A 22478-nucleotide genomic window follows, 5' to 3' on the forward strand; every position below is an offset into this window, starting at 1 on the left:
ACTAGCGAAGATTCAACCGCTGCAAAAGGCTCTTCTGCCCCTTTTTGGCAGGCGCAAAGGGATGTATGGACCTGATCAGCGAGAAAAACTTCCAGGATAGTCCGCTGACCGTTCCCTTCTGATACACATGCAGATGTCGCCAGGTCACAAAGAAGACGATCATATTGGCAGTTGCAATGGCTACAGCGTGGGATTTTCCGAAGGTTTCCTGCACCAGCACTCTGTCGAAATCCGAGAAGGCAACCAATGAAACAAGGTTCAGGAGGAAGAGGAAGGAGGCGCTCAGATACAGGAAGATTCCTTTGCGCCCCGTCATCACCAGCGGAAGTCCGAGAGCCATGTAGGCAAACAAATACCGCTCGTGCATTTCCGCGTTGAAGAGGAAGAATGAATAGGCAATCAGCGCAGCAGACAAAAAGACGACACCTGTTTTTCCTTTCATCTCAATATCATTCCTGATGGATCGCATCCATCCGAACGTGACAGAGAGAATCACAATGCCCCACAGAATCAGTCCGACTGTGCGGTGCTCCATGACATTCAGGAAAAGATCCGTTGCGGATTTTCCGGTGTCTCTGGAGTAGAGCATGACCCACATGTTGTACGCGTTCGAACTGAGGCTTGAGTAATATCCGACGGAGTTCACGAAAATATCAACAAATTTGCCGGACATGTTTTTTGCAATAAACGGAATCATCACAGGAACAGTCACAATGGCGCCACCGGCAATCATCATCAGCCAGCGGTGCCAGTAGAGTCCTGCGATAATCGCAAGAACCGGCAGGATAATAATCGCCTGCATTTTGAAGAGGAGTGCCGCCGTGACAGCCATGCCCGCAAACAGCCATCGGTGACGCTGTGCAGCAAGAAGGGACAGACACATGAAGAGGGTAAACACGCTGTCGGTCTGACCCCAGATGCTGGAGTCGTGGAAGACGGCGGGATGCACGGCATACAGGAGCGCTGCAAAGAGCGCCTTCCTGCGGCCGGCCATCGGCACAAGGACAAGGAAGAGCACGACAACCGTTACAAGATCCGCAATCATGGCAGGCAATTTGATGATGATATCAAATGCCGGCAGTTCCGGATCGAAGTCCGGGGAGACGGTGTACTTGAAGAAATACCCGGCCGTCGCAAACATCAGAATATTGAGCGGCGGATAGTTTGGGAGCATGACTTCCGGATTCACCTGTTCGTTATAGGACTGCACCATGCCAAGTTCGACAGCACTTCTCGACCATTCCTGATTGAGATGAATGTCGCCGCCGAATCCGCCGTGCCACGAAAGCGAGAGGCGGATGAGAAGACCGATCGCAATAAGAGCGGGCAGGAACGCAGCCTCTTTTGCTTTTTTTGAAAGCAGGATCAGACGGGCGCCAATCCAGGAGAAGAGTGCGGCCATGAAAAGGACAAGAGTCAGCAGCAAAGGATCAAGCCAGGATGTGCGCATCAGGAATCCTCCCTTACCACCGGTGTCATGCACGCGGGCAGAGAGCATATTGTCTCCAGCCTTCAGTGCAGGCAGACGAATGGCGTGACCGGGACCCATATTGCACAGACCCGCGACGTTGTGGACCGTCTCACCATTCACGATCATTTCCTCCAGACAATCATCGGGTCCAATGACGAATGTGCTGGCATGCAATCTGTTGAGGGAAAAGTTCACGTTCACGGTGAAGTATTCACCCTCTCCGTCCATGGTAAAAGGAATGCCGACCTCATGCGATGCGCGATTGTCATACTGATACACAGCGGTCGCATTGTAAGCGCCGAGCGAGAGCGCGGCGGCAAGACTGCCGGCCATCAGGAGTGTGCAGACACAGATTTCTGCAATGAACGCTGCGGTCCAGCGGGATTGTGGAAGAGAGAAGCGGGAGAACATTTAGCGGCGGGGAAGGGCGGTCGCGTAAAAATCAAAGATATGCAGATCATAAGACTCGTTATCGTAGCTTTCTATTTCATCTTTGTGGATGACATACGCGTCATAGTCTCTATCGGTACAACGTCCGAGTCCGAACGTGAAACGCCCGAAGGAGCGTGCCCATTGGAATTCTGCTCCGGGATTGTCGTACTGCACGGTCTCAGCAAATTCGCGCGGACCGGTTTTGCTGTAAAAGAGCGCGAAGATATACGGCATATTTACACGATCCGTCACACAGATCGGACCATCCGTCGCATCCACAGCTGTTTCAATGGCAGGACCGAGGCCTGTAAAGAAATCATCAGCAGCTTCTGTTTTGTACCAGGTGAAATAGGTGTGTGTGAAAAAGAGGAAGAAGATGAGGAACACGGCGACAATACCATTCCGTACAAATTTGCCTGTGGATGCTGCAGCCTGCACGCCGAGTGCACAGAAGAAAATGAGCGGCAGGAAGATAATGTTAATGCGGTTCACATTGACCGATTGCAACGCTGCAAGAACGATTGATGAGAAGAGCCATGCAAGCAAAAAGATCAGCGGATCTTTTCCGCGATTCATCCAGACCCGATGGATGGCAATCAGTAATCCCACAATCGCAAACGGCAGACCGATGAGATACAGAAGTCCGTATCCCGGCAAGCTATTCCAAATGAGCCCGTCATCCTGCCAGAGAAGCAGACGCCAGAAATCTGTGAGGTTATGCAATATTTCACTGCCATTTCCGCCAAACACACTTGAGACAGTCTGAAAACGCGGCACACCGCTCAAGCGCGGAATACTCATAAACGGCAGCACAATCGAACTCCACTGGAACTGGTTGATGAGCACGTAGAGGGCGATCGGTAATCCTGTGATGAATCCGACAATCGCAGAGAGCCCAAGCGTGGACCATGTTGTTTTCCAGAAGAGGCGCAGCGCGATGAGGGTCAGCAGAAGAAAGACCGGGACAACAACGTACGCGGTTCCATACAAATAGAGGCATAGTCCGAGAACGAACGCGGCCCAGGGAAGATAGATGCGCTTCTGCAGCCCGAGGACGAGCAGAAACACTGCAATGAGAAACATGCCCGGCAACACATTCGAATCAAGTCCCCAGCGGGAAATCATGATGTGCCAGGGGTTGATGCTGAGCAGGAAGAGCGCCATTACCGCGGTCGGTCTGTCGGTACAGCGGCGTGCAAGCGCATAGAAGAGGATCAAAGAGGCGATACCGAGCACGAGATGCGGCATGCGGATCGATACTTCCGAGAGTCCCAGAAAGAGCATGAACGGCCATGCGAGGTACCCGTTGAGCGCATACATACCCGATCCCCACGACACAAACATCACGGGAAACGGAAACGCATTGCGATCAATCCCGTTCGTCAGTACAGCCCATGCGTCATAGCCCGTTGCGGCTTCATCCTGATTGAGTCCCGCAGGGATATCACCAAAAGCCCAGGTGCGCACGAGAATGCCGATCAGAAGGATGAGACAGATATCCCAGTTCCCGCGCAGAGTCCGGACGAAGTGTGACCACGTGAGGTGCGTTCTGAGAGCGTGAAGGATGCGTGCTTTCTTCATAGATTCCTGAAAGGGTACCTGCATACTGCAGAAAAACTGAGTGACAGAAGTATCGCAGGTTTTTACAATGTTAGCTATGATGCTTTGGTACAGCGCGTGAAGCCGCATGATTCGTGTGTCACGGAATGCCGGTGAAAACGTCTGAGAATCTGCAGTGCATTTTTCCTCCCGACTCTTCCCATGCAACTCTCCATTGTCCTCCCGTGTTATAACGAAGAAGAAAATATTGCCGCCGCCGTCGAAGATGTCCGTTCATGGATGGACAGTGCATCTATTGAAGGAGAGATTATTGTTGTCGATGACGGATCGAAAGACCGCTCGCTCGCGATTCTCGCAGATTTGAAAAAGAAGACGCCCCGCCTGCGCATTGTTGAACACAAGAAAAACGGTGGATACGGAATCGCTGTCCGTTCGGGATGTGATGCTGCCACAACAGAGTGGATTGCGTTTATGGACAGTGACGGACAGTTCCTTGCGAAGGACTTTGAAAAGCTCCTGCCGTTTGCAAAAGACTACGCATTCGTTACCGGCCGCCGCGCGCGCCGCGCTGATTCCTTCATCCGCAACATGTTCGGAAAAGTGCTCGGGGGCATGAACGTGCTCGTTCTCGGTCTCTGGGTCCGCGATGTGAACTGCGGCATGAAAATGTTCCGGAAAGACATCTGGCCGACTATCCGCCCGACACGGGGCGTGGAGAAACTCTTCAACACCGAAATGTTCCTGCGTCTGAAGCGCAACAAGATTCCCTGGAAGACCGTGAACGTCCCGCACTATCCGCGCCTGCGCGGCACACCGACAGGGGGTTCGATCCGCGTGATCTTCCGCATGTTCAAGGAATTGTGGGATTTGCGGTTTACGGCCTGAGGAGCTGATTGATCATCGGTATTAATTCGTCGCGGGTATCACGAGTGGATTATTTGACTGACAGCGCACACACTTCAGATCCCAGAGATCAATAATCGAACGCATCTTGAACGCATCATCAGAAATCGGTGTGTAGAAGGAGAGCGGGCGGTAGAACTGGAAGCTCAGGAATGCGCAGCAGGAGAATGCAAGAAGCAGTGCCGTCTTCCGAGAATCCGTCAGACGCCAGTTCCAGATCTGTGTGATTTCGTCGAACACCAGAGCGAGGATAAAGAAGCTGAAGGTGAGCGGCAGGAAGTAGTGGTACAGATACATGACGCGGTCGATGCTGGAGACGGCAATCATGTAACAGACGTAGAGTGTGCCGAATGCCAGAAGCAGGAACATGTTCTTCGGGCGCTGCGGGGTCGGGAGCAGGACCGAGGAAAAGACAATCATGAGACCCAGAAGGATGCCGGCAAATGCGGTGAGCCAGATGACAGGGTTGCTCTGCAGATACAGATATTTGTAAGCAGAGCCATCGGGGGTTTCCCAGCGGTAACTGATGGATCGCGCGCCAATGGGCCAGAGGAACCACGGGCTGCCGTTTTCGTCTGTCTTGCACATGTTGAGACGCGGAACACCGCGCTCGTAGTGCGTCACAAATGCCAAAGAGTCATCCAGCATTGTCGGGAAATTCAGGAGATTGCGTGTGCCTTTCTCATCAAGAATGGTCTTATATTCCGGTGAAGCCTGGTAATAACCATTATCCGGCAGCGATGGATTCACTGTTGTACCAACCGCAAAGTGGATGTACCAGATACCACAGAAGAACACGGTAAAGCTGATACCTGCAGCCAGGACGAAACGGACCATCTTTCCAAACTGCGGCCAGAGTTTCCAGGCTATAAAAGGAAGCAGCATCACCATGATCAGGCCGAAAGCCTTCGTGGTCATCAGACAGGCGAATGCAAAGCCAAACAGAACGGACATCCAGAAAAAGCCGCGCTTGCTGTCTTTCCATTCCAGAAGCAGAAGGAAGGACAGAATCAGCAGCGATGCAAAAAAGAGCATGGTCGATTCCAGCATCGCGGAGCGGTTGTGGACAATCAGCGCATTATCGAACAGATACAGGAAATCAAAGAGTAACGCCCACGTCGCACGTCGTGTCAGGATCAGGAATATGAAGAAGAGGGGAATGGCGGTCCACCATGCAAAGAGTGCTGGGAAGAGGCGGTAGCCCGCAAAGGAAAATCCGTCAGGCGGGTTTTGTGCGTAGTCCGTTCCAATGAATTGGTTATCGACAGGATTCGGGTTCAGCACAATTTCTCCAAGGGCGATGAAGAGCTTTCCGAGAGGTGGATGCGGCTCCATGAAGTACACCCCGTTCAGATATTTCTGCGCGCTGGCGATGTGGTAGTTCTCGTCCCAGTAGAGGGCGGCGGGATTCTGATAATTAAAAACGTAGCTGAAGAACCCGGCGACGATGACGAACATCAGTGCGAGCCAGGTGCGGTTTTCATTCAAAAGAGTGCGGAGGCTTGTTTGCATGGTATAGAGTCTAGCGAAGATTGAAGAGAGCTCAATGTCTATTGGGGGTGTGTGTCATGCTGAGGACACTCGAAGCATGTCTGTACTATAATCTCTTCTCTTTCTATGTAGATTCCCTCCGGGGGCCGCTGCCGCGGGGGCATTCTTTTTGCCCGTGCAGCAAAAAGAATCAAAAAGTGCGGTCCGGGCCAGCCGCCCCTCCGCTTGCCCCTTCACCCCCCGGGTGGCCGGACTCCACCCCGACGAAACCTCATTTTCCCTGCGGGAAAATGGACCTGGTGGAACTTCTTTTTTATTAGAGCAAACAGAACTCCCTCGCCCGTTCCGGGAGAGGGGCGGGGAGAGGGTTATACAAGCCATTTTCCCCCTCTATTCATCATTGAAAAAACAGCCCAAAAATGCTATAATAACAAGAATATGTCTTTTCTCCCCACCACCATAGATTTCCTCAGTACCAAGTCACTTTTAGTCATTTTGGCCGTCGTTGCATTGGCCTCTGCGGATATGGTGCGCAGGTGGAAGCATAAGCAGACACATCTGCTCTTTGCGACCATTCTCGGAACGGTCTTGTCTTTGGGTTTGATTGTGACCGTGCGTGTCTTTTTGCAGCCTGGTTTACAGGAGAATCCGTACGCGATGGCGTTTGCGGTTCTGGTTGTCATTATGGCGTGGCGGGCACTGTTTGGTCCGTGGGAAGTGCAGACGAAGGCGACGATTCTCGGAACGTTTTTGTTCTGGATCACGCTGCATCTGTATGTCACTGACGATGGAGGCAATCATCTGGCGCGTCTCATTGCGGCGCTTACGGCGCTTGTTCCTGCGGTGATCTGGTGCAGGCTGTTCCTGCGGTATCACTCGGAACGGATCAGTGCGGTGCTTCTGATGTTTTTCTCCGGCATGCTTGCGACTGCGCCTATTCTTTTCTATGACGCCCTCGTGCGTCGTGGCATTGAACTGCAGTTCTTTTTGTTCCGTCTGCAGCCTGAAAGCTTCAGTCAGGCATCCGTGACTTTTGTATCCGGACAGCTGTCCAATCCCGGCAGTGTCCAGAACATGATTGTCTCGACACTTATTTCCTTTGTGATTGTCGGTCTTATAGAGGAGCTCAGCAAGGCATGGGTGGTCGTGCACAGTGCACGTCAGCTCTTTTCCAGTATTGATGATGTGTTGCAGCTTTCCATTGTCGTTGCGATCGGATTTGCGTTTGCGGAGAACATTATCAATCCTGCGTACTTCACCGCGTTTGTGGAACAGCATCTCCTGAGTGGCCGCTCCCCGGACATTATGGCGTTCCTCAGCAATGTGCTGGGCCGCTCTGTGCTCACAACGATGGTGCATGTTGTGTCCACCGGTGTGATGGGCTACTTCCTGGGTCTCTCGATTTTCGCAGCGCCGTATCTGGAAGAGCGTCATGCACATGGAAAAGCATACCGTCTCATTGCCGCGATTCACCGTGTCCTGCGTCTGCGCGAGGTCTCCATCTTCCGCGTACAGATGATGACGACCGGTCTTGTATCCGCCATCGCTATTCACGGACTCTTCAATTTCCTTGTCACAGTGCCGGATATTCTGCCGGGCAATCCGCAGTCCTTCCACGATCTCTTCGGACCATCGTCTCCACTCTTCCTGCAGAACATTCCACTGCTTCTTCTTCCGTCTCTCTTGTATGTCGTCGGAGGATTCTGGTTGCTCACACATCTCTTCCTGAAAAAAGAGAACATGATCGAACGCGGGTATGTGGTGACGCGTGAAGTCCTTGTGCGGAACGAAGAGGGCAACGCGTAAGCATCAGTAATGACAGATTGATGAGAATATATCCCGCTGATTTTTTCGCGTGCCTGTCTTTCTCCTGTACAATCTATTCATTCATTCCCCATCCTGCATGTTCTTCAGTCGCCTCCGTGTTGCCTCTTCTCTTTTTGTTCTCTCATTGCTCGTGCCGGCAGGCCTCTTTACCGCTGATGCAGTGAATGCACAAACTCCGACGCTCACAGCCGCTGCGCAGTCGTCCTCAGTACGAACGCTCTCCCCGAATGCTGCCAGCCGCCGTGCACTCAGACAGTCCGGCATTTCCAGCCGAAGAGGAGTGACACGCAGTCAGTCTTCTTCCTCCGTTCCCACCATCAGCGTCACTATCACAAAGCCGCAGAATATTCTGCCGGATCAGGACATGCTTCAGGCGGTGTGGCAGCTTTTGAATAACCAGTATCTGTACAACGCAAAAATTGATTCCAAAGAAGCTGCGTACAAAGCAGCCGAAGCAATGGTCGAAAGTCTGAAAGATCCGTACACCATGTTCCTGCGTCCGGCTCCGGCACAGGAATTCAAAGATCAGATCGGAGGACAGGTGACGGGTATTGGTGCGCAGGTAGAATATAAGGATAACGTCCTTACGATCGTCGCGCCTATTTCGGGTTCACCCGCAGAAAAGGCGGGGCTCAAGCCCGGTGACAAAATTCTTGAGGCTGACGGACTCAACATTACGAACATCGGATTTTTGGAATCCGTGAGCAAAGTACGCGGCCCGAAAGGAACGTCCGTGAAACTGCACATTGATCGCGGAGGGGTCGAGATGGATATCACCGTCATGCGCGATACCATCAAGCTTCCGGAAATTGATGTGTCCTTCCAGGGAAGTGTTGCTGTCGTACGCCTCTCTCAGTTTGGAGAGACGACTGATCGCGAACTGCGTGGCATGCTTGAGGATGTCTCTGAGCGCAAGCCAACAGGTCTGATTCTGGACCTCCGCAATAATCCGGGTGGACTCCTGCATGCTGCCGATATTGTGGTCAGCAATTTCCTGCCGAAAGGAAGCACTGTTGCACACATCGTGTCCCGCAGCGGTGACACTCCGGAAACAACCAGAGACGAACCGACTATCGATGCAGATGTTCCTGTTGTCGTGCTGGTAAACAAGGGGTCTGCAAGCGCTGCAGAAATCACCGCAGGCGCACTGCAGGATGCAAAGCGTGCGACAGTGGTGGGGGAGCAGACATTCGGTAAAGGAACGGTGCAGCAGATTCTGCAGTTCCGCGACGGATCAGAATTGAAAATGACGATCGCTGAGTGGGAAACCCCGTTGCGCCGCAAGATCAATGGCATTGGTGTGAAGCCGGACTATATTATCCCTGCAAACGATGTACGTGACGATCAGATGGCAAAAGCTCTCGAACTTCTCCGTTAATTTTTTCATTTTGTATGCACTCACTCGTCTTAGAACTTATCCACGATACCGAAGGTCCTTGCATTTCCGTCTACCTTCCTGTGCTTCCCGGCCTCACGCATGCCGTCGAAAACATCGAGCGCCTGAACCGGATGCTCGATGACATGGAAGGAAAATTGCAGTCGTATGGACTGGAAGGGAAAGCAAAATCCCAGTTTCTTGCTTCTGCACGGGCGTATGCCGATACGGAACTTGCATCCGGTGTGGATGACGGATCGCTCGCGCTCTTTCTCTCACCATCGTCGTTCCATGCTGTCCTGCTCTCCGTCAAAACCACAGAGCGGCTGATGATCGGACGGCGTTTTTATATCACACCACTTCTCTCCTTCCTCTTCAGTTCTATGCATTACTTTATTTTGGCCCTCAGCAGAAACACTGCGCATTTCATGGAAGTCACCGGTACCACCATCGAATCCCGCGAGATAAGCGGTATGCCGCACAGCGTTGCAGAAGCGTGGGCAGGCATGGAACGTATGGAAGAAAACCAGCAATCGCACAGCTCCGGAAACGGCATGTCCGCTTTCCACGGACAGGGTGGTGCGAAAGATGAAAATGAAGTCGAGACAAAAGCGTACGTGCAGAAAATCGCGAAGAGTCTTCATGCATTTTTACACGAACAGCATGCACCGCTCGTTTTTGCAGGTGTCGAGGAACTCTACGGTATCTACAAACAGGTCGATACCTCCGGACGTCTGCTCGAAGAGTATATCCACGGCAATCCTGATCACATGCAGGGTGAAGATCTTGTCACACATGCAGAGCCGATTGTAAAAGCCGCTGCCGAGAAAAAGAATGTCGCAATGCTCGAAGCGTATGGAAACGTTGCCGGAACCGGACGCACCTCGACGGAACTGAACGATATCCTCGACGCTGCAGCAGCCGGAAAAGTAGAAACACTGTTTGTGGCAGAAGGCGCCGAGCAGTGGGGAACTTTTAATACTGAAAGCGGCAAAAAGGAACTGCATGAAGGCCCGGAAGGAGACAATGAAGAACTCCTCGGACTTGCCGCCAATCACACCCTGAAGCACAGAGGGCACGTTGTGGGTCTGCCTTTGGACACAATGCCGGAAGGAAAGCAGATTGCGGCTATATTAAGGTTTTAGCTTCTAGCTTTCAGCTTTCAGGATGTTTTAGGGCACCTGGAAGCTAGAAGCCGAAAGCTGAAAGCTAATAATTCCCTTGCATCCCGCCTTTTCCCTCCCTACAATCCCCGCACCCTATGGCTATTTACGCAGTCAAACACGGCGAAGAATCAAACGACCGCTTGCAGCAGCGCTTCAAGCAGCAGGTCCAGAAATCCGGCCTCATTCGTATGCTCCGCGAGCGTGCGCACCTTCTCCGCAAGCCAAACACCCGCCTGATGCGCAAGCGCGCTCTGAAGCGCGAATCGTACCGCGCAGCAAACCGCAAGAAGAAGTTTTACAGCAACATGTAATCTTCCTCCCACTTCGATCCTAAGACCACCGCGAACCGGTGGTTTTTTTGTGCCAAACCACACCTTGACCATTATCTGAAAACTAATGAAATCGCTATTTTACGGCAAAAAAATCAGCTATCATCCGTGTGTGGAAATGGCAGGAAAACTGCACTTTCCCTCCCTTATTGATCACACCTTCACTTTTCCTCTCAGACAGTATGGCAGATTCCTCCAAGAACTACGGCGCCGCCCAAATCCAGGTCCTCGAAGGACTGGAGCCTGTGCGCAAGCGCCCTGGTATGTATATCGGTTCCACGGATGTCCGCGGACTGCATCACCTTGTGTGGGAAATCGTCGATAACTCTATCGACGAAGCGATGGCCGGACATGCCGATACCATTCTTGTAACACTGAATCCAAACGGGTCGGTCAGCGTGGAAGATAACGGACGCGGTATTCCGGTCGACATGCACCCGACAGCCAAGAAGTCCGCACTCGAAGTGGTACTCACAACGCTCCATGCCGGAGGAAAATTCGGAGGCGATGATTCCGGATACAAAGTGTCCGGAGGTCTGCACGGTGTGGGTTCGTCGGTGGTGAACGCATTGAGCGTGGAAATGAAAGCGGAAATCTTCCGCGATGGAAAAATTCATATGCAGGAATACCGCCGTGGAAAGCCGGTTGCCGATGTGAAAGTTGTGGGCAAGACAGAGAAAATGCACGGAACAGTCATCACGTTCCAGCCCGATGGTGAAATTTTTGATACCCTTGAATTCAGTCTGGATACGCTCCTCACACGTTTCCGCCAGCAGTGCTACCTCACCAAGGGAATCACGCTTGCGGTGATGGATGCCCGCACAACGCGTCCACCCGAGGATCTCGTCTACCCGCGTCTGTATCGTTTCTCTTTCGAAGGAGGAACAGCGGCGTACGTAAAGCACTTGAACGAATCCCAGGAAAAAATCGGGAGCGCCATTTCTTTTGAGAAAGATACGCCGGATGGTCAGGTCGAAGTCGCCCTGCAGTACACACAGTCCTTCAATGAGCATGTGCTCAGCTTTGCCAACAACATTCACACGGCAGAAGGTGGTCATCACCTCACCGGTTTCAAAGCTGCGCTCACACGTACCATCAACGCGTACGCACGCAAGTTTGAACTCCTCAAAGAGAAAGACGAAAACCTCTCCGCTGATGATGTTCGCGAAGGGCTCACTGCGGTCATTTCCGTTCGCCTGCGCGAACCACAGTTTGAAGGTCAGACAAAGGCAAAGCTCGGAAATGCGGAAATGAAGACAGCTGTGGAAACAGTCGTGAACGAGAAATTGTCACAGTATCTGGAAGAGCATCCGGGTGAAGGAAAAGAAATCGTCTCCAAGTGTCTGCTCGCTGCCCGTGCCCGTATGGCTGCCCGCGCAGCCCGCGATTCCGTCATCCGCAAAGGGGCACTCGAAGGAATGACGCTGCCTGGTAAGCTCGCAGACTGTTCCAGCCGCGATCCTGCTCAGAGTGAAATTTACATCGTAGAGGGAGATTCCGCTGGAGGTTCTGCCAAGCAGGGCCGAAACCGCGAATTCCAGGCAATCCTGCCGCTCCGCGGAAAAATCCTGAACGTCGAACAGGCACGTTTGGACCGCATGCTTGCAAACACGGAAATCAAATCCCTCGTCATTGCACTCGGTATCGGAATCGGTGAAGTGAAAGACATGTCGAAGCTCCGCTACCACCGCATTGTCATCATGACCGATGCCGACGTCGATGGTGCGCACATCCGTACACTGCTCCTGACACTCTTTTACCGCTATTTCCCGGAACTGTTTGATGGCGGTCACCTGTACATCGCGCAGCCGCCTTTGTACAAAATGACAAAGGGCAAAGACACGCGCTACGCCTTCACTGACGAACAGAAGGAAGAAGTGCTCCGCGAATGGGGTATTGAGTCCGGGTCCGTGCAGGAAACGGAAGAAGGCGAGGAGGCCGTGGCAGAAGAGCCGGAAGTGGCAGAGGAAGAAGACAAGAAGGCTGCCGCCAAGAAGACAACAACGTCCGCCCGTGTGAATATCCAGCGCTACAAGGGTCTGGGAGAAATGAACCCGCAGCAGCTGTGGGAGACAACCATGGATCCTGAAAACCGCCTGATGCTCCGCGTGACGCATGACGATGCCGAGAAGGCAAATGCCATCTTCACGACACTGATGGGTTCCGAAGTCGCTCCACGTCGCAAGTTTATCCAGACGCACGCAAAGGGTGTGAAGAACCTGGACGTGTAATTTTCTTTTAGAATTATGGCAACAGGGGATTCCTCAACACTCTTCGTAGTTGGTAGAGATGATGACCCTGACTTTGCCGATACTTTATTATTCCGTGAGGTGGCAATGTTACGTCAGGAGCTAGAACTTGCAAAAAGCCATGCATCATTGATGCGCGTCTATCAAAATCTCTGTTCTTTTCGTACTCATCTCAATCAGATACTTGAGTCGCGTACAAAATTCGCACAGGGAACAGTCACTGTATTGCATGCGCTCTTTACCGATGCACTGGAATCAACAAAGGGTCTTGAAAGAATACCTATGCCCGACGCAGAAAAAGCGGCACAAGAATTACGTATTGCATTTATGACCGGAAAAGCGCGCTTCCAATCCAATACAATTACCATGGAACACAGAATTACTCCCCCGGATCCACAAAGTTCCCCAGGTGGTCTTTGATCGTATAGTGGTCGAGCTGATCTTCTCCCAGTAACTTTTTTACGGTGGGGATTGCGTCTTTGAATTTGATCTCCTTCTGCTTACCGGCGCGCATATCGCGGAGAATAATGGTGCTGTTGCGCACTTCCATTTTTCCGAGCAGCAGCGTGTACTTTGACTCAAACTTGTCGGCCAGACGCATCTGGCTCTTGAGGCTCGCTTCACCGAGTGCACCGATCGTGTGCACGCCTTCTTCACGGAGCTGTGTAATAAGCTGCAGGCAGGTCTTTTTTGCCTCAGGACCGAGCTGTGCCACAAACACATCGACCTGATCTTTGTTCGGTGCTTTCACACCAGCTTCCTTCATGTGCCAGATAATGCGTTCAATGCCGCACGCAACCCCGAGTCCCGGAGTCGGCTTGCCACCGAGGAGCTCAATAAGGGTGTCGTACCGTCCGCCACCACCCACAGAGTTCTGGGCGCCGGTGGAACTGTCCCAGTATTCAAAGACTGTCTGGTTGTAGTAATCGAGTCCGCGAACAAGCGTCGGATTGGATGTATATTCAATATTCAGTGCATCCAAATATTCGAGCACCGTTTCGTGATACTGACGGGATTCATCATCAATAAACTGGTCGAGCCTCGGTGCGTTCTTCAGAAGGACCTGCGTATCCTCTTCCTTGGAATCAAGCAGGCGCAGTGCGTTTCCTTCCAGACGGGAACGGTCGAGTTCCGGCAGGTGACGCTCTTTTCCGATGAAGAAATCTTTCAGAGCCTGTTCAAATGCTTTGCGGTTCTCGCTGTTACCGATGTTATTAATCTGGAGGCGCAGGCGCGGCAGGATCTGCAGATCAGATAAAATGAGATTGACGGTCTGAATAAGCTGGGCGTCCAGGCTTGGATCTTTGAGTCCAATAAGTTCCAGGTCCAGCTGGTGGAACTGGCGATAGCGTCCTTTCTGCGGACGGTCGTGGCGGAAACAGGGGCCGATTGCGTAGAACTCCACAGGCTGCGGCAATACCTGCATGCCGTGTTCAATGTACGCACGGCAGATGCCGGCAGTGAATTCAGGGCGCAGGGCAAACTCCGTTGCATCATCACTCTTCTGTTTGGCAGACACCAGGAAGAGCTCTTTCTGCACAACGTCTGTCTGTGAGCCAAGTCCACGCTCAAAAATCGCACGGTTTTCGTAGATTGGCGGATCAATACGCTTATATCCAGCCTGACGTGCACGGTGACGAACCGCTTTCTTAATATACGTCATGTACTGCTGGTCATCCGGCAGAACATCGTGAACGCCTTTGGGAGTGCGGAAAAGTGGCTGCGACATACGAGAATAGCCCTAAGGGCTCAAGAAAAGTACTTCATGAGGGTAGCAGAGTAAGGATTACTTGCCAAGGGTCTGCCGTATGGGTCAGATCAGGGGATAACAGGTGATTTCTGAAGGAGTGGACGTACCCAGACCAGGTACACCATGATCGATTCCATGAGCAAAAACCCGATCGGTTGGCTTGCGCCCGCAAGAGTCCAGGACGGAATGGCAATGACCTGCAGAACGCAGGAGACAAGCTGAATCAGCCACGTCACCTTATTTTCATGCAGGGGGTTCTTCCAGGCAGAGACAAAGGTCGGAATGCACCCGATGAACATCACGCTGATATTCAGAAAAATACTGAGCGTTGCGTCGCCGGAAAATGTCCAGAGCAGAAGCCCGATCACTGCGCCTGCCACGCAGACAATATCCAGTGCTTTCCATCCGGATGTGCCGCGCACAAAGGCGAGGGTTGCAATGATGCCGGATCCTGCAGTTGCACCGATCATCTGTCCGCTCAAAACATCTTTTGAAAGCATGCCTGCAATCGTGATGATGTCGAGCGTCGCAAAAATCAGCCACGACGAGAGAACGGGCTTTGTTGTTCCTTTCAGAATCGAGTGGATGTATGGAATGTATCCAACGACATAGAGAATGCCTGCGGTCAGCGAGAGAAGCGCGGTCATGATAGTTATTGCTGCATCTGCAGAATATTCCACGTCAGAATCGCCATGTCACCGCGTGAATACCACCTCTTGTGCGTGAAGTCATGTGTGAGGAGATTGTTCTGGGCGGCAAAATAAATTTCCCCATCATACGCTGTTGCAGACTTTTTGACCGGAGCGTTTACCGTCTCCAGTAAAAGTTTGAGTGCTGATGTATTGCGTACCAGTCCGGTCTCCGGATCGGCAAGCGTCTCGGTCTCACATGCAGCTTTTGGATTGATCACTTTGCAAAATGCCCGGGCATCTGCCGGAGTGATGGATTGGTAGGGAAAGAACGATGACCCCGTTCCCATATAGAGTCCGCGCTTCGTAAGCGCTGCAACGGCAGTATATGATTCCATCGACTGATGCACATCATCATAATACGCGCCGTTTGCAGGAGATGCGTCCAGTGTGATAAATCCTTTGTCGGAGAATGTTGGAATCATATACAGCGATTCATCAATGAGTTTAGCCGGCAATTTTTCCAGCGTGCGTTCGTCTTTCTGAAACGAAAATTCCGTGGGTCCGGTTGATGCTCTGACTTTTGTACGGAAATGATTTGCAAATTGCTCCGCAAAGGAATCGAGTCCGGGATCAGTTTGTGCAACGTTGCAGCCGTAAAAAAGTGCCGTGCTACCGGTTGCAAACAGTGTGCGTGGAAGATCATAAATGGATGCTGCGCGGAAACGTGCATTGATGATGGGATCATTCGCATACAATCCGCCATTAATATGCGGCGCCTGATTCACGTATAATCCGACGGCATTGCCATGGCCGAAATACACGAACGACTCAATCGTTCCATGCTTTTTTCCAAACTCCCGCATCGCCCTTATAAACTCATCACCGTCATGCACGGTAAATTTCTCACCGCCGTGTTCTTTCACATATGTGTCTGCAGCATACTGAAATAAATACCCCGATGTCCCGCCCTCGCCGACGATCACGAGCGGAGGAATGCCGCTTTTGAGTGTTGCTTCCGGAACGGCTGGGTGTCCCTCTTCTGATTTGTCATTCAATAAAACACAGCCCGTTGCAATAAGAAGAAGACCGATGCACAGGCTGCGGTAGTTCACGGGTGGAATGGTACTTGCTTAAAATGACAGTATCAATGATCTGGATGTATTATTTGAGGATCAGACTTCTGGAGCAAATGATTTTTTCGGAAAGTGACGCCTGATCCGGACTTAAGATATTTTTCGAAAGCTATTGCCTGAGCTTTTTCTCTAAAACAACAAAACCATTCCACCTTCCACGGCCTTCCTATTTTAGTTGAAGAAACATTTCCGATGTTATGTTCTTCTAATCTGGCATTAAGATCTTCTGTATAGCCTACATAGTTTCTTTGCCGTTCATTTTTAAGTATGTATACAAAATAACGCATAGCTTAAAATACTAACTGTTTATCTACCCATCGCCAATAATTATTTTTTTCATATAACAAAGCGGCCCGCCTTCGCACATGATGGCCTGCCATCCGTAGCGACGCGGCGATGTGCATAGAAAAATAACACGATGTTCATGCGCTACGGTGGGCACCCTACGCGTTGCGTAGGATGGGGCGACCGAAGGGACTCGAACCCTCGACCCTCAGGACCACAACCTGATGCTCTAACCAACTGAGCTACGATCGCCATAAAAGAACGCGCGGGCAGTGTAGCAGCTTTACGCGCGTCCTCAACCAAAATTAGCTTACGATTGGCCTCCCTGAGGCTTATCCAGGCTTTCCGCTCTAATAATCGCAATCGGCGTATCGGCGGGTTTTTGCGGTGGGGTTGCAGGCAGAACAGGAGGTTTGATCTCCGGAACGGCCTGTTGCTGGATTGGAGCCTGCACAGGGGCGATAGGCTGGATAGGTGCTACCGGAACTGACTGAGCTGCGGGTGCCGCTATAGGAGCGGGAACCGGAGGAGTCTGAACAACTGGCGGCGTGACAGGTTTTGGCAGGACCGGAGGTGTCACAACTGGAGTGGGAGGAGCGACTGGTGCTGGCTTCGGAGTTTGGATTGGCTGTGGAACTGCAACAGGTGCTGTTGGCTTTGGAACAGCAGGGGCTACCGGTGCCACAGGATTTTGTACTGGAGCAGAAGGCGTGCTTGCTGGAGCTGTCGGCAAGACAGGAGGCATCACGACAGGTTTCGGAGCTGGTGTCGGAGTAGTCACAGGAACCGGTGGCTTTGGTGTCACAACCGGGGCAGGTGTTTGCTGTGGAGCAGGTGTGGGTACCGGAGCTGGTTTTGGAACAGGGGGAACAATCGGAGATGGTGTCGTTGCAACAGTTGTGGTGGGAGTCGGAACGACAGCAGGTGTTGGCTTTGCAACAGGTTGAGTGACAGGAGTTGTCGGAAGAACAGGAGGCTTCACAGGTGCAGTTGTCGGCATCGACGGAGCAACTGGAGCTGGCTTAGGGGCCGGCGCAACAACAGGAGTCGGAGGCGTCACAGGAGCTTTGACCGGCGCTGGGGTCGGCGTTTGCTGCGGAGCTGGTGCTGCTGGTGTTGGAACAGCAGCAGCAACTGCAGGCTGTGCAACGACAGGAGGCTTGGGCACAACCGGAGCGGGTGTCGGTACAGGGGTAGCAACCGGTGCAGGTTTTGGAGCAGCAGGAACATCAGGCTTTGACGGTGTTGCAGCAGGAGTTGCAGGAGGCGTCTGCAGCCATGACGGTGTGGGAGCTGTCGGAGTCGTTGCTGGTGCGGGTGTAGAGGCGGGTGTCGGTGCTGGAGTTGGTGCGGCAACAGGAGCAGGTTTCGCAGCAGCTGGTGTTGAAACGGCAGCTGGAGCCGGTGTTGCAGGCTTCGGTGCAGAATCCAGTCCTTTCTTCAGCCACTCTGGTGCAGCTTTTTCATCAATGCGCGGAGTGGCGGCAGGTGTCGGTGCACTGGCAGCGTTTTCTTCACGGATGGAAATGTCTTCTTTCGTCGGCACTGCAGGAGCAGGAGTTTTCACAACCTGCGTGGCAGTTGCCGGAATCACGAGAGCGGGAGGATTCTTTGCATCTTCCTCTTTTGCAACGATTGTTTTCTCCATGTCTGCAAATGTCTGATCCAGAGATTTTCCGCCGCGCAGTTTGCCAAGCAGGAATACGGCACCCAGACCAAGCACAACAAAGAGTGCAAAAATTCCAAGACCGATCAGGATGGACATGACAGGCAGGCCGGACAGGAATGATTCTCCGGACGGGGTACTCGTTTCACTGGATGCAGCACTTGCGGGCATGCCGCCAGCACCCTGAATCGTAATCTGCTGTTGGTCAACTGCGACATCCTGACCATCAATCAGGTTTTTTACTTTCAGTGTGACGGTGTACACGCCATCTGCTGCATACGTATGCGCCGGGTTCATGATGAGACTTTCCTGACCGTCACCGAATGTCCAGGTGTAAAGGAGTGATGTCGACGTTGTTGCAGCATTGCCGGACACTGCTTCAAACGTGACAGCACCGTTTCCGGTCGGTGTGCTCTTGATGCGGATAGGGCTGACAACAATATTCTGCTGCTGTGCGTACTCCGTTGTGAACGTCTCAATATTCTGCACGCGTGCTGCGCCATCCGTTCCGACAGCAATGACAGACAGCATGCGGCTGGTGATCGGTTCTGCAAACCAGACGTAGAGTGGTTCAGCGTAAAGCTGGAAAAATGTCCCCTGATTCTCCACGTCATTCGATGCATTGCCGTCTCCATCTGCATCAACGTTTACATTCAGATCCAGCGAGAGAGGTTTGAGTTCCGGATTGATAGGCGAGAGTTTCAGAAGCTGCTGACCGGTCCGCAAAATCACGCGCTCGTTCGTGTCCATCGGCGGATCGAGACGGACGAGGCCTGTCAGGTTTGCGTTGCTGCCGCTCTGTACCGACGGCTGTCCTGTCACAATATTTCCTGCCGTGCGTGCTTTTGCGCTGATGACAAATGTGCGCAATACACTTCTCTGGCCGTCACCCGATTTGATTTCTGCAATAAGCGAATATGTTCCCGGCTGGATGAAACGGTAGCGGAACATGCTCGTGCGTGCTGCCTGCAGGAACGTGCGGTCTTGTGTGAGGATCCAGGAATACACAGGATCAGAAAAAGAATGCGAAGGAAGCACTTCCAGAATATCCCCGACAACGAGGCTGATCTGTTCTGAGCCGGTATCCGCAGAGACAGTCCCGGCCTGCGCGTCCATCATCAGTGTGTCCTGTGCACCGGCAATACCGATCTGCAAACAGAGTAATGATGTCATCAAGATTCCCGATACTGTGCGCTTGAATGTGTGCATCATGATCCGACTTGGGAAGCGAGATAGACAGTAACCAGACCAACAATGACTCTGGAGAACAAAATAATGACGAGTCCGACGAGTGTGTACTGGATGATTTTTTTTGCTTTGTCCTTCGAGTCATCAGAGCCAAAACCCACAATCAGATACATACCTGCGATCACAATCGCAGCAACTGAAATGAGCGCCATGAATGACAAAATGGATGCGAGGAGATTTGTGATCACCACGCGTGGATCGGTATCCTGGGGAATGCCCGAGAGCCCGCTTGTGGCACTGACGCCCTCAAGTGGTCCGCCACCTGTATACACCTGTGCAGCTGCAACATGCAGGGGAGCCAGAACAGACGCAAAAAGAATGGATTTCATGCGTGCCGGGGTAAGGAAAGGTGTGAAGGACATTTCTCCTTATAGTAGCATAAATCGGCTCATTACGCTACTCTCTTTTCATTCTTTTCCAAGCCGTATGCGCCCCCGTTCCCGTGCTTTACTCGCCAAAGCGCGCCTTCCTGCTCTTCTGGTCAGTAACCTGACAAATATCCGGTATCTGACCGGCATGAATCTGTCGAGCGGGCTGGTTCTGGTGTTGCCACGGGCATATGTTCTTTTTACCGATAGCCGGTATACCGAAGCAGCAGCCGAGGGTGTGTGTGAGGATGTGGATGTGCGCAGCACTGATGATCTTCGCATGATGATGAAAAAAATCCCGCTCTGCGGATACGAAGAGGAGCAGGTGACCGTTGCGCGTCTGCGACGGTGGAAAAAGGCGTGGCCCGAGACAAAGCTTGTACGCAGCGATGAAGTGGTTGAGGAATATCGCCGCAGCAAAGATGACGCAGAATTGAAGCACATCCGCCGCGCGGAAAAAATCACCCGGGAGTTATTGCGCCGCATTCCGTCTGCACTGAAAACGGGCATCACAGAAATCGGTTTGGCATGGACGATTGAACAGTGGGCACGGGAGCTTGGGGCCGAGCGGATGTCTTTTGAATCGATCGTTGGATTTGGGGCTCACACAAGCCGTCCGCATCATCATCCCACTACAAAAAAACTGACAAAAAATATGATCGTGCAGATCGATATCGGTGTGGTTGTTCATGGATACTGCAGCGACAGAAGTGCTGTCTTTTTCACGGGTCCCATTCCGAAGGATCAGGAGCGTGCGTACAAAGCGGTACTCGAAGCAAAAGAAGCAGCGAAAAAAATATGCAAAGCGGGAGTGACCGCAAAAGCAATCGATGAAGCGGCGCGAAAAGTGTTGCGTTCGTACAGCATAGAAGAATATTTCACTCACTCCCTCGGACACGGGGTGGGTCTCGACATTCATGAAGGCGTCAGTCTGTCACCGCGCAGCAAGGAGCGCCTTTTGAAGAATGAAGTCATTACCATTGAGCCGGGAGTGTATTTCCCGGGAAAATTCGGTATCCGGCTGGAAGATATGGTTGTTGTAGCCTGAAGAGCATCCATTTCCGGATTCTCCTTGCCATGATCTACGTATCGTCGTTTTCTTGAATGACAAATACACTTAGCAAAAAATAATTGAACCTTAATCACTCTTTTTGTCATGCCCCAGTGCAGGAAAGCAAAAGCATTTTATGGTACTATATCTGGAAATCTATTCACACCCACACACATCCCATGTTGCAGCAGTTCATCAGTAGCATTGTGCTCGTTTCCCTCGTGATGCCGGCCGTCGCGGTCGCCGCAGAAGCAGGAAGCGATGGATCCTATGAACAGGAATTCATTCTGACGGCGTATTACTCGCCGCTGCCGGATCAGTGTTGCTACATTAAGGGGAGTGAAGAAGCGGATAAGATCCTGAACGGAAACGGTACACACGGTGCAGACGGTACCGCTGTCTATCCGGGTATGCTCGCAGCGCCTCCGACGTATGCGTTCGGCACACGCATTGTCCTTCCTGGTCTTGGTACCATGACTGTGCATGATCGCGGTGGTGCTATTCAGGAACTGGAAAAGGCACATCGCCTGGATGTGTGGGCTGGTCATGGAGAAGAGGGCCTCGCCCGTGCACTGGAATTCGGTGTGAAGAAAATCCGCGGTCGTGTGTATCCGCCGAAAACGGTACAACCCGCTGAGGATATCGATCTTGCAAATCTCCCGGCACCGATCGATCAGCTCCAGCCTTATATTGTTGCAGAAAATACATTGCCAGCATCGGAGCCGGCCATGGGTGACAATGGCATGACTGTGTCCCAGATGCAGGAACAGCTCAAGATGCTTGGCCTCTTTACCGTGAAGGCAAACGGCAACTTCGGTGAGGAAACAAAGAAAGCGCTGGCAAAGTTCCAGGCAGACTATCAGCTGGAAGGGGACGGAACGAAGCTGACATCTATTACCGCTGCGTATCTCGTTGCTGCAACCAGCATGGATACCGACAAGCAGGACCCCGTGTCATTCATTGGAAAGGAAAGCACGACCGCAGATATCCAGCGCGCCCAGCGTCTGCTCCGTTACCTCGGGTACTACCGCGGCCGCACAGACGGTCAATATACAGACGCCATTTTCGCGGCAATCCTGAAGTATCAGCAGGACCAGAAGCTGGTTGGCGATGCTGCATCTCCCGGAGCAGGACGCATTGGTCCAAAGACCCGTCTGCAGCTTGTGAACGACTGGCGCCGTCGCATGGTGGTGCAGCGTGCGGAAAAGATTATCGCACTCAAGCGCGTGAATGACGTGCTCGTCGAACGCGGTGCACTCGTGAATGCATTCCTGAACCAGGGTCAGAACAACAAGAACGTGCGCATGGCACAGACTCTGCTTGCATCGCTTGGTTTCTTTCCTGCAGATAAAGTGAACGGCAATTTTGGTGAGCTCACCAAAAAAGCAGTCACTGACTACCAGATTGCGCGTGGCCTCATAAAAACAGACAAAGACAAAGGCGCAGGGACCGTCGGCCCTGTCACACTCCGTCGCATGAAAGAAGATCAGGTGCTGCAGCTCTATCGTGTGGTGCGTGCTGCGGGGTGGGAGAGTATTTGAC

At 52.3% G+C, this 22478-nt stretch carries 18 protein-coding genes and 1 tRNA gene; 9 read left to right on the forward strand and 10 right to left on the reverse strand.

Features of this window, described 5'->3' with window-relative positions; genetic code table 11:
- Position 1: 1 nt before the first annotated feature.
- Positions 2–1882: a glycosyltransferase family 39 protein gene (locus K8942_02505; protein UPA23062.1), complete on the reverse strand. Its 1881-nt coding sequence runs from the start codon at positions 1880–1882 to the stop codon at positions 2–4.
- On the reverse strand, positions 1883–3484 hold the full coding sequence (locus tag K8942_02510; protein ID UPA23063.1) for a glycosyltransferase family 39 protein: 1602 nt from the start codon (positions 3482–3484) through the stop codon (positions 1883–1885). It lies immediately after the preceding gene.
- Between the two features lie 180 nt (positions 3485–3664).
- On the opposite strand from K8942_02510, the gene K8942_02515 reads away from it, so the two are divergent.
- The gene (locus tag K8942_02515) at positions 3665–4348 is read left to right on the forward strand and encodes a glycosyltransferase family 2 protein (GenBank protein ID UPA23064.1); all 684 of its coding nucleotides are present in this window, start codon (positions 3665–3667) and stop codon (positions 4346–4348) included.
- A 21-nt stretch (positions 4349–4369) separates the two neighbouring features.
- Here the strand turns inward: K8942_02515 and K8942_02520 are convergent, their stop codons facing one another.
- Complete coding sequence (locus K8942_02520) at positions 4370–5878, reverse strand: phospholipid carrier-dependent glycosyltransferase (protein ID UPA23065.1); 1509 nt, start codon at positions 5876–5878, stop codon at positions 4370–4372.
- Positions 5879–6295: 417 nt separating this feature from the next.
- On the opposite strand from K8942_02520, the gene K8942_02525 reads away from it, so the two are divergent.
- From K8942_02525 to K8942_02550, 6 genes are all read left to right on the forward strand, one after another.
- Complete coding sequence (locus K8942_02525; GenBank protein ID UPA23066.1) at positions 6296–7663, forward strand: PrsW family intramembrane metalloprotease; 1368 nt, start codon at positions 6296–6298, stop codon at positions 7661–7663.
- A 97-nt stretch (positions 7664–7760) separates the two neighbouring features.
- The gene (locus K8942_02530; protein UPA23067.1) at positions 7761–9062 is read left to right on the forward strand and encodes a S41 family peptidase; all 1302 of its coding nucleotides are present in this window, start codon (positions 7761–7763) and stop codon (positions 9060–9062) included.
- Positions 9063–9076: 14 nt separating this feature from the next.
- Positions 9077–10204 (forward strand): hypothetical protein, encoded by a 1128-nt coding sequence (locus tag K8942_02535; GenBank protein ID UPA23068.1) that lies wholly within the window; start codon positions 9077–9079, stop codon positions 10202–10204.
- A 116-nt stretch (positions 10205–10320) separates the two neighbouring features.
- Complete coding sequence (locus tag K8942_02540) at positions 10321–10536, forward strand: hypothetical protein (protein UPA23069.1); 216 nt, start codon at positions 10321–10323, stop codon at positions 10534–10536.
- A 200-nt stretch (positions 10537–10736) separates the two neighbouring features.
- A complete protein-coding gene (gyrB, locus tag K8942_02545; GenBank protein ID UPA23070.1) occupies positions 10737–12785 on the forward strand; it encodes a DNA topoisomerase (ATP-hydrolyzing) subunit B in 2049 nt (682 codons plus the stop codon).
- A 15-nt stretch (positions 12786–12800) separates the two neighbouring features.
- The gene (locus K8942_02550) at positions 12801–13223 is read left to right on the forward strand and encodes a hypothetical protein (protein UPA23071.1); all 423 of its coding nucleotides are present in this window, start codon (positions 12801–12803) and stop codon (positions 13221–13223) included.
- On the opposite strand, the gene hisS is transcribed toward K8942_02550, so the two are convergent.
- From hisS to K8942_02585, 7 genes are all read right to left on the reverse strand, one after another.
- The gene (hisS, locus tag K8942_02555) at positions 13183–14532 is read right to left on the reverse strand and encodes a histidine--tRNA ligase (GenBank protein ID UPA23072.1); all 1350 of its coding nucleotides are present in this window, start codon (positions 14530–14532) and stop codon (positions 13183–13185) included. The genes K8942_02550 and hisS overlap by 41 nt on opposite strands.
- 89 nt (positions 14533–14621) lie before the next feature.
- The gene (locus K8942_02560) at positions 14622–15200 is read right to left on the reverse strand and encodes a hypothetical protein (protein UPA23073.1); all 579 of its coding nucleotides are present in this window, start codon (positions 15198–15200) and stop codon (positions 14622–14624) included.
- A 5-nt stretch (positions 15201–15205) separates the two neighbouring features.
- Positions 15206–16297: a hypothetical protein gene (locus K8942_02565; protein UPA23074.1), complete on the reverse strand. Its 1092-nt coding sequence runs from the start codon at positions 16295–16297 to the stop codon at positions 15206–15208.
- 32 nt (positions 16298–16329) lie between these two features.
- A complete protein-coding gene (locus K8942_02570; GenBank protein UPA23075.1) occupies positions 16330–16605 on the reverse strand; it encodes a GIY-YIG nuclease family protein in 276 nt (91 codons plus the stop codon).
- A gap of 173 nt (positions 16606–16778) precedes the next feature.
- A tRNA-His gene (locus K8942_02575) sits at positions 16779–16855 on the reverse strand.
- Positions 16856–16913: 58 nt separating this feature from the next.
- On the reverse strand, positions 16914–19481 hold the full coding sequence (locus K8942_02580) for a PKD domain-containing protein (GenBank protein ID UPA23076.1): 2568 nt from the start codon (positions 19479–19481) through the stop codon (positions 16914–16916).
- The gene (locus K8942_02585; protein UPA23077.1) at positions 19478–19879 is read right to left on the reverse strand and encodes a hypothetical protein; all 402 of its coding nucleotides are present in this window, start codon (positions 19877–19879) and stop codon (positions 19478–19480) included. The genes K8942_02580 and K8942_02585 overlap by 4 nt, the downstream gene beginning before the upstream one ends.
- Positions 19880–19943: 64 nt before the next feature.
- On the opposite strand from K8942_02585, the gene K8942_02590 reads away from it, so the two are divergent.
- Entirely contained in the window at positions 19944–20933 is a 990-nt protein-coding gene (locus K8942_02590; protein ID UPA23078.1) for an aminopeptidase P family protein, read from the forward strand.
- A 182-nt stretch (positions 20934–21115) separates the two neighbouring features.
- Positions 21116–22477, forward strand: coding sequence for a peptidoglycan-binding protein (locus tag K8942_02595; GenBank protein ID UPA23079.1), 1362 nt, complete (start codon positions 21116–21118; stop codon positions 22475–22477).
- Position 22478: the final 1 nt, after the last annotated feature.

It is taken from the genome of Candidatus Peribacteria bacterium, assembly GCA_023038255.1.
Classification (GTDB): domain Bacteria; phylum Patescibacteriota; class Gracilibacteria; order Peribacterales; family Peribacteraceae; genus CALREJ01.

Coding starts and splice junctions, on each gene's coding strand:
- K8942_02505 (UPA23062.1), bottom strand. CDS start 1,882: ATGTTCTCCCGCTTCTCTCTTCCACAATCCCGCTGGACCGCAGCGTTC.
- K8942_02550 (UPA23071.1), top strand. CDS start 12,801: ATGGCAACAGGGGATTCCTCAACACTCTTCGTAGTTGGTAGAGATGAT.
- K8942_02560 (UPA23073.1), bottom strand. CDS start 15,200: ATGACCGCGCTTCTCTCGCTGACCGCAGGCATTCTCTATGTCGTTGGA.
- K8942_02570 (UPA23075.1), bottom strand. CDS start 16,605: ATGCGTTATTTTGTATACATACTTAAAAATGAACGGCAAAGAAACTAT.
- hisS (UPA23072.1), bottom strand. CDS start 14,532: ATGTCGCAGCCACTTTTCCGCACTCCCAAAGGCGTTCACGATGTTCTG.
- K8942_02530 (UPA23067.1), top strand. CDS start 7,761: ATGTTCTTCAGTCGCCTCCGTGTTGCCTCTTCTCTTTTTGTTCTCTCA.
- K8942_02580 (UPA23076.1), bottom strand. CDS start 19,481: ATGATGCACACATTCAAGCGCACAGTATCGGGAATCTTGATGACATCA.
- gyrB (UPA23070.1), top strand. CDS start 10,737: ATGGCAGATTCCTCCAAGAACTACGGCGCCGCCCAAATCCAGGTCCTC.
- K8942_02540 (UPA23069.1), top strand. CDS start 10,321: ATGGCTATTTACGCAGTCAAACACGGCGAAGAATCAAACGACCGCTTG.
- K8942_02595 (UPA23079.1), top strand. CDS start 21,116: ATGTTGCAGCAGTTCATCAGTAGCATTGTGCTCGTTTCCCTCGTGATG.
- K8942_02515 (UPA23064.1), top strand. CDS start 3,665: ATGCAACTCTCCATTGTCCTCCCGTGTTATAACGAAGAAGAAAATATT.
- K8942_02535 (UPA23068.1), top strand. CDS start 9,077: ATGCACTCACTCGTCTTAGAACTTATCCACGATACCGAAGGTCCTTGC.
- K8942_02525 (UPA23066.1), top strand. CDS start 6,296: ATGTCTTTTCTCCCCACCACCATAGATTTCCTCAGTACCAAGTCACTT.
- K8942_02590 (UPA23078.1), top strand. CDS start 19,944: ATGCGCCCCCGTTCCCGTGCTTTACTCGCCAAAGCGCGCCTTCCTGCT.
- K8942_02585 (UPA23077.1), bottom strand. CDS start 19,879: ATGTCCTTCACACCTTTCCTTACCCCGGCACGCATGAAATCCATTCTT.
- K8942_02520 (UPA23065.1), bottom strand. CDS start 5,878: ATGCAAACAAGCCTCCGCACTCTTTTGAATGAAAACCGCACCTGGCTC.
- K8942_02510 (UPA23063.1), bottom strand. CDS start 3,484: ATGAAGAAAGCACGCATCCTTCACGCTCTCAGAACGCACCTCACGTGG.